The 13,549-nt window shown below is 46.7% G+C and carries 12 protein-coding genes; 6 read left to right on the forward strand and 6 right to left on the reverse strand.

All coding sequences use genetic code 11. The annotated features are described in order from the left end of the window. Positions 1 to 51: 51 nt before the first annotated feature. Positions 52 to 825, forward strand: coding sequence for a M90 family metallopeptidase (locus tag B0475_RS13540; RefSeq protein ID WP_198538294.1), 774 nt, complete (start codon positions 52 to 54; stop codon positions 823 to 825). Positions 826 to 977: 152 nt separating this feature from the next. Further along, positions 978 to 1,514: a hypothetical protein gene (locus B0475_RS13545; protein WP_157892963.1), complete on the forward strand. Its 537-nt coding sequence runs from the start codon at positions 978 to 980 to the stop codon at positions 1,512 to 1,514. Between the two features lie 121 nt (positions 1,515 to 1,635). On the opposite strand, the gene B0475_RS13550 is transcribed toward B0475_RS13545, so the two are convergent. Beyond that, a complete protein-coding gene (locus B0475_RS13550; RefSeq protein ID WP_077412414.1) occupies positions 1,636 to 3,018 on the reverse strand; it encodes an FAD-binding oxidoreductase in 1,383 nt (460 codons plus the stop codon). A gap of 54 nt (positions 3,019 to 3,072) precedes the next feature. Between B0475_RS13550 and serA the strand changes: the two genes are divergently transcribed. Together serA and B0475_RS13560 are read left to right on the forward strand one after the other, a co-directional pair. After that, the gene (serA, locus tag B0475_RS13555) at positions 3,073 to 4,305 is read left to right on the forward strand and encodes a phosphoglycerate dehydrogenase (protein WP_077412415.1); all 1,233 of its coding nucleotides are present in this window, start codon (positions 3,073 to 3,075) and stop codon (positions 4,303 to 4,305) included. Between the two features lie 12 nt (positions 4,306 to 4,317). Next, positions 4,318 to 6,072 (forward strand): DUF885 domain-containing protein, encoded by a 1,755-nt coding sequence (locus B0475_RS13560; protein ID WP_077412416.1) that lies wholly within the window; start codon positions 4,318 to 4,320, stop codon positions 6,070 to 6,072. 84 nt (positions 6,073 to 6,156) lie between these two features. On the opposite strand, the gene B0475_RS13565 is transcribed toward B0475_RS13560, so the two are convergent. The 3 genes from B0475_RS13565 to B0475_RS13575 form a co-directional block, all read right to left on the reverse strand. Further along, positions 6,157 to 6,366 carry a YgaP family membrane protein gene (locus tag B0475_RS13565; RefSeq protein ID WP_232781895.1) on the reverse strand — a complete coding sequence of 70 codons (210 nt, stop codon included), beginning with the start codon at positions 6,364 to 6,366 and terminating at the stop codon, positions 6,157 to 6,159. 137 nt (positions 6,367 to 6,503) lie between these two features. Further along, a complete protein-coding gene (locus tag B0475_RS13570) occupies positions 6,504 to 8,018 on the reverse strand; it encodes a DUF5666 domain-containing protein (RefSeq protein WP_077412418.1) in 1,515 nt (504 codons plus the stop codon). Then, the gene (locus tag B0475_RS13575; protein WP_077412419.1) at positions 8,015 to 8,881 is read right to left on the reverse strand and encodes a DUF6502 family protein; all 867 of its coding nucleotides are present in this window, start codon (positions 8,879 to 8,881) and stop codon (positions 8,015 to 8,017) included. Before B0475_RS13575 ends, B0475_RS13570 begins: the two co-directional genes overlap by 4 nt. Positions 8,882 to 9,051: 170 nt before the next feature. On the opposite strand from B0475_RS13575, the gene B0475_RS17825 reads away from it, so the two are divergent. Together B0475_RS17825 and B0475_RS13585 are read left to right on the forward strand one after the other, a co-directional pair. Continuing rightward, a complete protein-coding gene (locus tag B0475_RS17825; RefSeq protein WP_198538295.1) occupies positions 9,052 to 10,656 on the forward strand; it encodes a hypothetical protein in 1,605 nt (534 codons plus the stop codon). A gap of 63 nt (positions 10,657 to 10,719) precedes the next feature. Further along, entirely contained in the window at positions 10,720 to 11,055 is a 336-nt protein-coding gene (locus tag B0475_RS13585) for a hypothetical protein (protein ID WP_157892964.1), read from the forward strand. Between the two features lie 10 nt (positions 11,056 to 11,065). Here the strand turns inward: B0475_RS13585 and B0475_RS13590 are convergent, their stop codons facing one another. Then, on the reverse strand, positions 11,066 to 12,550 hold the full coding sequence (locus B0475_RS13590) for a DUF5666 domain-containing protein (protein WP_157892965.1): 1,485 nt from the start codon (positions 12,548 to 12,550) through the stop codon (positions 11,066 to 11,068). A gap of 4 nt (positions 12,551 to 12,554) precedes the next feature. Continuing rightward, a complete protein-coding gene (locus B0475_RS13595; protein WP_157892966.1) occupies positions 12,555 to 13,391 on the reverse strand; it encodes a DUF6502 family protein in 837 nt (278 codons plus the stop codon). Positions 13,392 to 13,549 lie beyond the last annotated feature (158 nt).

A 13,549-nucleotide genomic window follows, 5' to 3' on the forward strand; every position in this document is an offset into this window, starting at 1 on the left:
CCACAATACCAGTTTTTAATCGCTGCTGTCATGCTTGTTGTGCTCAGTATCATGTTTGCAAAATGGCGCAAACGACGCCGCAGAGCACATATTTTCAACCTGAAAACCCCTGACCAGTGGGTCACAATGATTCGCGAACAGGTGGCCATTTATGACTTCCTGCCTGAACATTTACAACAGGAGTTGCTCGGCCATGTCAATGTGTTTCTTTCCGAAAAATATTTTTCCGGGCACGCCGGTCTTGAAGTCACTGACGAGATGCGGGTCACCATTGCGGCACAGGCTTGCTTGTTGCTGTTAAACCGCAAAACCAACTATTACCCGCACCTGAAAACCATCATGATTTATCCGGCTGGTTTTAAAAACCCCAATCACGAAGGTCCTGGACATCACCTGGGTGAGTCCTGGGTCAGGGGACCGGTGGTGTTGTCCTGGGCGGATAGCCAGCACGGAGCAGCCAATGCATCAGACGGCACCAATGTGGTGATTCATGAGTTTGCCCATCAACTGGACCAGGCTGATGGCGCTGGTGATGGCCGACCGATCCTTGACAGCAGCCAGTTACGTACCTGGGGCAAAGTGATGAGCAAAGAGTATCAGTTTTTAACCACCCGGGCCCGACTCAGAAACCGATCGTTTTTTGACCATTACGGCGCCACCAATCCGGCAGAGTTTTTTGCGGTGATCACTGAACATTTTTTTGAACAACCCAGAACTTTTCAACGCAAACACCCTGATTTGTATCAAACCCTGAGCCGCTATTTTAAGCTGGATCCTGCCAGCTGGCTGAAACGACAACCACCTGTTGACAAGCGAAAAAAATAAGCCCAATAGCAACCATTTCCGTCATCAAACCGTCAATTTAATAAAGCACAATGCGCACGCTGACATCTCAATCAATGTGAACCAATGTAACTTTTTTGAGTCTGATGCGTTTATACAGATAACAAACCAACAGCCTTGGCGGGAATATGACAATGAACACACAACATTTTTTAACATCATTTTTAAAAGCAGCAGGATTGACTGCGGTGATGATCGGCTCACTGGTGGCACAAAGTTATGCCACCAATGCTTTGTTTTCAGACACAGTGATGAAAATGAACATTGAATTCAGTGCCACAGACAATGATCAGACACAAACTCAGGTGGCAGCCATGACGGTGCGCAATGAACAAGAGTCCAGCCTGGAATTTGGTGATCACCAAATCAACATCAAAACCACCTTCATCAACTGGTCTGATGAAGCCACCGAACCCGAGCAAATTTTTGCCGAACTGATCCTCAATAAAATCGCTGAAAATGGCGAAGTGGAATTCACCCACACCCCTAAATTCATGATTGACAAAAACAAATGGGCTGAATTTAAAATTGCCCCCACTGCAGACCAGGAAGGCATTGAATTCAAAATGAAATACGAGGATTTTCATCGTCTGAAAGATGAAAAGGCGCACCTTGATCAGCCAGTATGGCTGGACTGGGGCATGGCGCAGAATGAAGCAGAAGTCTGCTGATTAACGCCCAATTATTTCCCCAGGCACCCCATCAAAACCGGTACGTTTAGAAGTGCCGGTTTTTTCATGCGGTTCAGGCATTGGCAAGCCAGCTGCATACCAATGGCTTCTGGTCAATGATTCAGGAGTCCACCACCTTGCCACGGTTCAATACACCATTGGGATCGAACACCTGCTTAACAGCCTGCATCAGCCGAATTTCCTCAGCAGATTTTGAATAAGGCAAAAATGGTTTTTTGATTAAACCAACACCGTGTTCAGCTGAGATGCTACCGGAAAACTGTTGAATCAAGCCATAAACATGGACATTGACCTGTTCACATTGGGCTTTGAATTCAGCGGTGTCCATGTCTGCAGGCTTTAATATGTTCAAGTGCAGGTTGCCATCGCCAATGTGCCCAAACCAAATGGTTTCAAAATCAGGGTATTCAGCAGCCAGAATGTCTTCCAACTGCTCCATGAATGCCGGCACCAAAGAAATCTTCACAGAAATGTCATTCTTATATGGCGTGTAATGAGCAATGGATTCAGAAATGCCCTCGCGGTATTGCCACAATTGAGTGGCCTGATCGAGGCTTTGTGCAATGATGCCATCATTGACCCAGCCAGATTCCATACCTGACTCAAAGACATCCATCGCAGCGGCTTCATTTTCATCAAACTCCAGCAGCACATAAAAGGGATGCAGCTCATCAAATGGATTGTCGAAACCACGGTGTGCCATCACCCGCTTTAGAGAACGGTCTGAAAAAAACTCAAAAGAGGACAAAACCAAAGATTTCCTCGCCAGTGCAAACACCGACATAATTGCCTCCAGTGAAGTCAAGGCCAACAGCATCACGGATTGATTGGGAGGCTGGGCAAGCAACTTAATTTCTGCTTCAATCACCACGCCCAAGATGCCTTCTGAGCCGATGAACAGGTGGCGAAAATCCAACCCACTGGCATTTTTCACCAGACCTTGGTTGAGGTGCAGGATTTCTCCGCTGCCGGTTACCACAGTTAGACCCAAGACATAATCACGGGTCAGCCCGTAGCGCAGCACGCGGATACCACCGGCATTGGTGGCGATGTTACCGGCAATATGACTGGACCCTGAAGAGGCAAAATCCACAGGATAGAATAATCCCTGATCTGCAGCAAACTGTTGCAATTGTTCGGTGATTACCCCGGCGCCAACCTTAACCGTCTGATCGATTGGATTGAAGTCGCTGATGGCATTAAAACGCACCATTGAAATCACCCACTCTCCACCGGTAGCAACGGCACCCGCACTGTATCCTGTGCGCCCTCCGGATGGGATAACCACCTGACCGGTTCGGTTGGCCAGCCGGATGATCTGTTGTACTTCTGCGATGTCATTGGGGAAAAACACCACCGACGCATCAGGTTGATGAAAACGGGTCCAGTCCTGACCAAATTGTTCCAGGTCACCGGGCTGCATGGACCAGGCCAGGCCGCTGAGTTCGGTTTCCAGTAAAGAAGACAGTTCGTTGGCTTGCATATCTGTTAAAATCCTGTTTTCAATAAAACATCACTGCTCAAAGGCGCAAAGAATATGACCAAATTGTCCCTAAGTAAAGAAAAAATCAAGGTAGTTTTACTGGAAGGTGTACACCCTGATGCCGAAACCTTGTTCAGACAGGATGGCTACCACAACATCCATATATATAAGAGTACGCCTGCTGATGATGAGTTGCAAAACATCCTCAGCGACACCCACATCCTTGGCATTCGTTCACGGACCCAGCTGAAAGGAGCCAATCTGGCGGCTTGCGAAAAACTGATGGCGGTGGGGACCTTCTGTATTGGCACCAATCAAGTCGACCTGGAATCCTGCACAAGCAAAGGTATTCCGGTGTTCAATGCTCCATTTTCCAACACCCGCAGTGTGGCTGAACTGGTGATGGCTGAAATCATTTTGTTGTTACGCGGTATACCTGAAAAAAATGCCAAAGCCCATCGGGGTCAGTGGCATAAATCAGCCCTTCACTCCAACGAAACCCGTGGAAAAACCCTCGGAATTGTCGGTTTTGGCCACATCGGCTCACAACTGTGCATCCTCGCTGAAGCCATGGGCATGCAGGTCAAATACTTCGACATTGAGAACAAACTACCATTGGGCAACAGCATGGCCGTCAGTTCTCTGGAGGATTTATTGCCTCAGGTCGATGTACTCAGTTTACATGTGCCTGACACCGAACTGACCCGCCAGATGATTGGTGCCAAAGAACTGGCCTTGTTACCCAAGGGGGCTTTTCTGGTCAATGCTGCACGGGGACTGATTGTTGACATTGATGCATTGGCAAACAGCTTGCGCATCGGCCACCTCAATGGAGCAGCCATTGATGTGTTCCCCGAGGAACCAGCCAGTAACAACGACCCTTTTGAATCACCTTTGCTTGAATTTGACAACGTCATTCTCACCCCGCACATTGGTGGCAGTACACAAGAAGCACAGGTCAACATCGCCAATGAGGTGGCTGACAAACTGATTAAATACTCCAATAATGGCAGTACCTCTTCCGCAGTAAATTTCCCCGAAGTTTCTCTGCCGGCCTTGCATGCAGATCTGACACGGGTGATGCACATTCACGAAAATAAACCAGGCATGTTGGAGCAAATCAACCATTCTTTCTCCAGTCAGAAAATCAACATTGCAGCCATGTACCTGCAAACCCTGGGTGAAATTGGCTATGTGATCATGGACGTCAACTGTGAGTCATCTGACCCCATCGTCAATCAACTCAAAGACATCGAGGGCACCATCCGGGTGCGGGTATTACACTGAAACAGGAATAACATGATAAAAATACACCCACTGCTGATACTGCTGGCCTTTTTGTTCAGCCAACAAGCCGACGCCAACAGAACCAGTAAACAACTACATAAAATCCTGGATGAAGTGATCGAAGTGCAGAAAGCGTTGAGCCCGCAACTGGCCGCTTATCTGGGTGATAAGTCCCGGGCTGGCCAGTTGGATGACCAGTCTGCTGACTTTTATCTGGAACAAAACAACCGTTTGCAACCCTTGCTTGATCAGCTGAACAAACTCAACAAAAACAAACTGAGCTTTGAAGATCAGGTTTCGCTACAGATGCAGCAGGCTTTTTTACAACAAACCCTGGCAGATAATCGCTACAAAGAGTATCAGATACCCATCACCGCAGAGGGCTCCTTTCACGTGAATCTGGCTACCATGCATCGCTATGCCAGTTTTAACACCGCTGAAGATTTCCAGTCGCATCTGCAAAAAATGAAGCAGATACCCCGAGTCATACAACAACACATCGATAACATGCGTGCTGGTCTGGAGCGCGGATTCACTCAACCTCAGGTGATCATTCAGCATTATCCTCAATTCATTCAAACCTATATCACTGAGGATGTCGAACAATCGACTTTTTACCAACCGTTTCACAAACAACCAAAACACCTGGATGATCAGGCATTCACTGACTTCCAGCAGCAAGCAAGAACCATCATCAAAGAGGCCATAAACCCAGCTTACCGCCAATTCAAAAGTTTCATGCAAGAGACTTATATTCCAGGAGCCAGAACGACCATTGGTGCACACCACCTACCAGATGGACAGGCATATTACCAACAACAGATCAAAGAGTATACGACCCTGGACCTGACCGCCGATGAGATCCATCAAATTGGCTGGCAGGAGGTAAAACGCATTCGACAGGAAATGGAACAAATCATTGCCAAGCTGTCATTTAACGGGAGCTTCGCTGAATTTTTACAGTTTCTGCGCACTGAGCCACGTTTTTATGCCACTACACCAGATGAATTACTGACCACCGCCCGCGACATTGCCAAACGCATGGACGGCGAATTGCCCAAATTATTTACCCGTTTACCCAGACAGCCTTATGCTGTGAATCCGGTTCCAGCGGGCATCGCGCCGAACTACACCACCGGGCGATATGTACCAGCTCCCCTTGACTCTAACCGACCAGGACAATACTGGGTTAATACCTACGCCCTTGAAAAACGTCCGCTGTATAACCTTGAGGCGCTCACTTTCCATGAAGCCGTACCTGGCCATCATTTACAGATAGCACTGTCCAAAGAACTGACACATTTACCCAAGTTCAGACAAAATGCTTATATTTCTGCCTTTGGCGAAGGCTGGGGACTTTATACTGAAAAACTGGCCAAAGAAGTGGGCTTTTATCAGGATCCGTATGCAGACTTTGGTCGTCTGACCTATGAGATGTGGCGCGCCATGCGGCTGGTTGTAGACACTGGGATGCATGCCAAAGGGATGAGCCGGGAAGAAGCCATTCAATTAATGGAAGACAACACCGCACTGTCTAAACACAATGTCCGTACTGAAATTGATCGCTACATTGCCTGGCCGGGTCAAGCACTTTCCTACAAACTGGGAGAAATCAAAATCTGGGAATTACGTCAGCATGCTGAACAGGCGCTGGGGACAGATTTTGACATCCGCACCTTTCATGATGCGCTGCTGGGTAGTGGCTCAGTACCATTGGATGTGCTACAGCAAATCGTTGAACGCCACATCAACACCGTTCATCAATGAAAAAAAAAACCACCCTGATGAAATGTTCATCAGGGTGGTTCACGGGAGTCAACAAAAGCTGACTGTGGGTAAGCGACATTCTGGTTACTCTTTCACCCCTGCTGCCTTAAGGATTTTAGCCAGCGGACAAAACCCTGTGAAACTGTATTGGAATAAATTCAGCCCCACAAACAATGCAAACCACAACCAACTGATCCGGGACAGATCAACCTGCCCCGTCAGATGAGCCAGGCTGAGGCTGAGGACAACAAACAGGCCGGCAAACATGTTCACCATTCTTGATACATTCATCATTGTGCTCCTTGGTTCAATGCGGTCATTGTATTAGATTCTTCTTATATTAGCAATGACTAATTTTACTGGCAAAAAAAAACGGCCACCCAAAATGACCGTTTTCATTGCTGCACAGAGCAGCAGTTCAGTTGACTGCTTTACTGAACATCAAAGGAACCCACAAAGATCACATCAGGCAAACTGGTCATGGTACCAATACCCAATGCACCGGTTGAACCTTCAGGCGTGCTCAGCGATCTGCCCTGAGCTGCATCTTCATCTAAAAACAGATTGCCGCCGGAAAGTACCTGACTGTTGTTCTCCCAGACTGCCAGTTCCATGCTGACTTCAGAGCCTACTTCAATTTGCGCAAAAAAGGCATTGGCATTGATCGGTTGTCCCGTACCATCGAAAAACAGACTGGTTGTGGCATCAACTGTGACACCCTGGATTTCGAGCATGGGTTGATTGACTGCGGTAACCGCACCATCGGCACTGACGTCAGTTTCATCGGCATTACCCCGATCTCTGACCCGGGTCATGAAGAACTGCCCCTGACGATCTGTGAATCCCCTGACTTCCACTTGAGCAGCAGCAGCCAACCCCTGGGAAAGAATGTTGTCTTCATCACGCATTTGGGGAGTGACCACAACAGTCTGACCCAAAATGGTGATTGATTCTTCAATCAACACATCTACAGGTTCAACCGGGGCTTCGAATTTGAACCGCACTTCAATGAACTCAACCACATCCGCAGAAATGTTACCGGTGATGGTATCCAGCAAGCCTTCAACTTCAACCTTCACACCCACATCAATGTCATCCGCTTCCCCATTAAGAAAGGTGGTGCCAGCATTGATGAGGATGGTTTGACCGGCAATCGTAAACAAGTCATTCATATCGAGGTCTTCAAAGTCAATAATCCCCTCAAGTGCAACGGGAATTGTGCCATCAGGCGGGGTAACCAACTCTTCTGGCACACAGGTGACATCTGTGACGGTGTTCAGGACAGAACCGGTGGTAAATACCGGGTCTGCCGTCGCAACGACTTCAACAAAATCTCCGTCAAGCAGGGTTCCATCACAATCAACCGGAGTGACAGCACCCATGTCCACAACCTGCTCCTGAATATTAAAGACTGAACCAGAAAGTTGACTCACATAACCTGACAATTTCCAGTCTGTTAATGGTTGATCAAGGGCCTCAACCCGGGTCACCATCAAAGCTCCGTTGCTGTCTATAAAGCCACTGATCTTGAAATCATCACCCAAAATGATGTCTTGTAAACTCAAGTCATCTTTGAAAAATGTATCTGCTGTTATCAGACCATCAATGTTGAAAATCCTGAAAGGATCGGTGGATAAAACCGGGCCTTTATGGGTATTGATCAGATTGATTTCTTCAAGTGTTCCCTCAGTCAGGGTCGGGTTAACATCTGCCGCCACACGATAACGGATTTTATAGCCTGTACCACCTTGTCCGCGTGTTCTTGGTACCACCACACCATCTTCCAGCATGACGGTATTCTGATCCACGGTGAAGTTCCTCTGATAATTGATGGTTAAACCGGTACCACCTTGTCCGGTAATCACAGGCTGTGGTTTTTCTGCCACTACATTGAGAGAAAACACCATCAGCATGATGGCAACTGAGTTGAGTATATGGCGATTCATGAGTTTACTCCGGTGAGTTGTGTATGGACTTCAGAAGACTGATCAACTGATTCCCCGTTATAAAAATAAAGCCCAACGCCCACGTAAGGAATCAGGTCATCCTGCTGGCTGTTGTCAGCATGTTGAATGAGGTGGGCCAGGTACTCATCCACTTCGTTGGCCAGCGACTGGCAACGGGACCTGACAAATGACTCAGCAATGTTGTAAAGACTGGCTGGTAATCCTTCATGATAGACAATGCGCTGAAATTTTGGCCCTGGTCGTTCTGGGTCTATGTTGTGATCGATGGTTTCCAGCAGGTATTGGGTTGAGACTCCCAGAAAATCAATTTTTTGAATGTCATCATCATCATTCTCTGTCAGGTAGTAGGGCTTGATCAGCTGCACTTGACCGTTTTTCACTTTAACTGAACCGGATAACAATAAATCATCCAGTATAGAACGGTATGTGGCACCACCGGAATAACGATCTACCAGGGTTTTGAAATCAGTTTCATCAGAAGACTCCAAAGGGATGATACTGGCATGTCCCTGAGGGTCGAGAAACGCTTCATCTTCAACCCATCCCGTGAGTACCCTGACCGCCCGATGCCACTTATTGGGTTGTTCATCTTCATCAAACAAATCTTTTTTGATTTGGATATCTACCTGAGTTCTTGATAATCCGGTTATGACGGACATTCTTGACTTGGTGGGCGGCTTTCCATTGATCCCAAAATGACGATCGGCAACATCCACATAAGTCCACCTGAGTACATCAGCTGCTTCATGGAATGGCACATTCAGCCGAAGCATGATCCGGACCAATGGTCTGAAAACCTGGATCAGCATTCTTCTGATGGCGTTGTTTAAGGTGTTTTTCATCGGCAATCCCCTGCTATTTGTGATCAATATAGCATCTTATGAATTTATTTGCAATATTTGTTGCATATATTTAAATTTTATTTTAATGTGTTTGCATTATTTGCAATTTTTATTTCAAATATACGCATACTTAACAGCATTTCACTGAGTCATTCAGTAGCGAGGAACACATGAGAACACGCACATTCAATCTATATATAATGATGGCACTGGCCTTGCTGGCCACTTTCAACAGTCACGCCAATGATTTGATCATCACCAAGAGCTTTACCGGGGGCTGGTATGACCCAGCCAAAGATGGTCAGGGTTTCTTGCTGGAAGTCATTAAAACCAACAACCAAAAAAGAGCCCTTGCCACCTGGTACACTTATGACCAATCAGGCCAACAACTCTGGTTGATTGGAGTGGGAGACATCAACGGGCAATCCATTACATTGACCATGGCCATGACCAATGGCGGTCAATTCGGTGATGCCCATGATCCAAATGCCATCACCCGCTCAGAATGGGGAACAGTTACATTCACTTTCACCGACTGTAACCACGGAATGGCCTCATGGAACCCCATCGTAGGCGGCTTCAGTGCAGGCTCTATGCCCATCGAACGCAACACAGCCATCAATAACCTCAATTGCACCGGAGGATTATTTGATGAATTGGGAGACACCTTAACCAGCACCGACATCACCACCCCACTGGTAACCACAGGTGTTGACCCTGATGCCAATGGCAAAACCAGGTACGAGCAGGAAACCGATCGCATTGATTACTCAGTTGAAATTGAAGATGTACCCATTGGATTATATGAACTGCATGTAGCCGGCATTTACAGGGGTGACATCGAAGTCAATGAAATCATTCCCGGAGTCACTGAAGGTGAAATTGAATTCAGAGATCCGGTGGAACCCGGCAAAATTCTATTGGATTTTGATCCCACAGGCCAGGAAGTAGAGATCATACAAAATGCTGTGGTATATTTAACCTCAGATACCACCGGAAATGGCGGTGGTAATAACAACACCAGTCCTGATGCACCTCCTTTTGGTAACAGTGAAACTGAAATCTATCTGACCAATCTGGGGTTGTTCCCATTGGGTGAAGCAAAAGCAGAACTGGAACAAAGGGCTGACCGGGTTGACTTTAAAGTGGAAGTTGAAGACGTGGACCCTGGTTTTTATGATTTCAGTGTTGACGGTGATGTCAAAGGCATCATTGAAGTGGTACAAACCGTAGCCGGAATAGAAGGTGAGCTGGAATTCAGAAACCCAGTAGAACCCGGTAAGTCTTTACTTGACTTTAATCCGCTGGGTGCACTGCTGGAAGTTTCTCAAGGTACACAGGTTTATTTCAGTGCAAACTTCCCAAGTGATCCAGGTTCTGGTGGTTCTGGTGGTTCTGGTGGTTCTGGTGGTTCTGGTGGCTCTGGTGGCTCTGGTGGTTCTGGTGGTTCTGGTGGCTCTGGCGGAAATGTTGAAATTGAAGTTGATTTTACCAACACCGGTCTGGATCCCGATGCCAGCGGATCCGTTGATTACGAAGTCAGATCAGATCGCAGGGATTTTAAAGTGGAAGTTGAAGATCTGGCGTTTGGAGAATATCAGTTATTTGTGGGTGGTGTTGAGATCACTTCATTCACAGTTAACATGGCAGAAACTGAACTTGAGTTCAGAGATCCGGTTGAGACAGGCAAGCTGTTGCTTGATTTTGATCCATTGAACCAGGTGATTGAAGTCAGACAAGGAACCGATACTTATCTCACCGCTGTGCTGCAATAATTGATCATGTGGACTGATTCGGAACCGCAGTTGCGAATCAGTCCACAGGACAGTATTTATGTCATGAATATTTATTCCGTTCAACAGAATCAAACCCAAACCAATGAAGAACCGGGGCTCCACCTGTGGATATCTATGGATATGTATTTGGGACAATGCCTGGATGATTTCTTATTCAAACTCCACGGGACTGATCAACTGGTTTGGATTCCACAAGAAGCAGTGAATACCAGTCCAAAAGAAGATAACCGGTACCTGATAACACTGCAACGAAAATCCATGTATTGTTGCGCCAGAATCAACATCAGCAATACCATTCGCATGTGTCTCGTTGACCAACACAGGGTAAGCGGCACTGATCTGCTCAATTACATGCAGAGTCCAGTGTGGTCAGCGTGAATCCAATACCTCAGTCAAATGAACCGATGAAAATCACATCAGGTATGCCACTGATGGTACCCACTCCTCTGACTCCAGTACCCCCCTGAGCCCTGACGTTTAATGATTGCTCTGTTGTATCTTCCGGCAATTCAATTAAGCTCAACAGACCTCCGGACATCACCCCGGTCAGCGCATCCAGTGAAGCATCTTCGAGTTCGACCTCAGCACCAGCCACAATTAAATTAAAAAATGCATTTGCTGTTAAAGGCAAACCATCCTGATCAAAAAGCAGTGAGCTTGTGGTATCAATCTGTACACCAAACACTTCCAGAAATGGTTGATTGATCATGCTGACTTCACCATTCAGACTGACTTCGTCATAATTAACCTGACCGAGGTTATTTATTTGGGTGATGTAAACCTCCCCTGCACCATAATCATACCCCCTGAACTGAATTTGTGTGGCTGTGGTCAAATTATTCAGCACACCATCTGGATCTTGGGTTTGAGGGGTTACCGTCAACACAATACCTGCAACCTGGAACTGGTTGCCTGTCTGATCTTCTGGTGTCACTGGAACGGTGAGGTTTACCCGAGGATCAATGAAGCGAATTTTATCTGCCAGCACATCTCCAGTCAGGTTATCAGCAGTCCCTTCTACCACCAATTGGATTCGTTCTTGCACATCCACGGCTTTACCCCGGATGTATATGGTTTGAGGACCCACGTCAATGAACTGTCCGGCAATGAAAAAATCATCATCTGATTCAACCAGGTCAACCACCCCTTCGATGATCACCACACCATCATCTTCCTCAGGCAATACCTGCCGTTCAACACAGCCAATCCCGATCACAGAATTCACCGGGTCGCCGATGGCGAAGTTGTCAACAGGTGATGCCAAAACTTCCACAAAATCCCCTTCCAGCAAAGCACCGCCACAATCAACAAGATCAGCTGGCTGATAATTCACCAGCTGCTGACCGATCGTGAATGATGAACCAGTTACCTGACTGACTGGTCCACTGAGTTTCCACTCATTGATGCTGTTGTCTCGTTCCAATCGGGTCATCAAGACCAATGACTCGGAATCAATGAAACCACTCACTTTGAGTTGATCGCCCAGTTTCAATTGATCCATGCTTAATTCATTATGCCAAACTGTTTTGCCCGTCATCAGGTTGTCTACATTGAATATCCTCAGAGGTGATAATGACACCACAGGACCTTTATATATGTTAATGAGATTGACTTCGCTTAAGGTCCCAGACAACAGGTTCGGGCTGGTTTCGGTCACCCGGTATCTGATCTTGTAACCGGTTCCACCCTGGGCTTCAGTTCCCGAAACCGGATCACCATCTTCCAGAAAGACCGTGTCCTGATCGACTTCAAAAGACCTGAGGTCGTTGATTTGATAGCCCGTTCCACCCTGCGCCCTGCTGGCATCGGTGGCTTGTGCAGATGATGCGCTTACAGTGAGGAAGAACAGGCAAAATAATTGTGTATTTTTCATGGTTTTATAAAGGATTGTCATCATCATCGGCTTTGTAAAAATAAATACCCACTCCTATGTATGGCACCGTTTCCTGGTCTTCTTCAAGATCAGAATGCTGAATGAGGTGTTCAATGTATTCATCAATGTCGTTGGCCAGTTCCTGTGATTTTTTCCGGGCATAAGATTCTGCCAGGTTAGCCAGTGACTTAGGCAGCTTATCGTGTAATACGATGCGTTGAAACCGCGGAGCATCTCTCTCCGGATCGATGTTATGATCAATGGTTTCTAACAGGTATTGAGTTGACAGCCCGAGAAAATCAACATTCTGCATGTCATCGGGGTCATTTTCAGTCAGGTAATATGGTTTGATCAGCTCTACATTCTGCCCGACATCCACCACCACAGCCCGTGCCTGTAATAGCTCATCAAGTATTGATTTATAAGTAGCTCCACCGGAATAAGTCTCGACCAGGTTCTTGAAATCAACACAACTGTCAGATTCTATGGGAATGATTTTGGGCTTACCATATTGATCCTGATAGTTCTTGTCTTCAATCCACCCTGTCAAAACCCGTCCGGCCCTGTGCCATTTTCGGTGGCTGTTGTCAGGACTGAACATATTCAGCTTTAACTGTTGATCAACCTGTACCCTTGACAAGCCGGTGATCACAGCAATACGGGATTTGGTCGGTTTCTTGCCATGCAAACCAAAATACCTGTTTGACACATCCACATAGGTCCACTTCAAGATATCGCTGACCACATGAAATGGTACGTTTAACCTGAGCAGAATCCGTACCAATGGCCGGAAAATCTGAATCAGCATTTTCTTAACGATGTCTATCAATTCTGCCGTCATAGCAACTCTGTGAATACCCCTTTGATGTGCCCGTTATTGTAAAAAAGCTACCAAACTATAATTGATCCTGACCAAAATAGTAAGAATAATTTCATCTAAATAAAAAAAACCCCGCCGAAGCGAGGTTTTTCCACCTTCCCCCAAATGTTATGTACCGG

It is taken from the genome of Marinicella sediminis (assembly GCF_002000055.1).
In the GTDB taxonomy this organism is placed as follows: domain Bacteria; phylum Pseudomonadota; class Gammaproteobacteria; order Xanthomonadales; family Marinicellaceae; genus Marinicella; species Marinicella sediminis.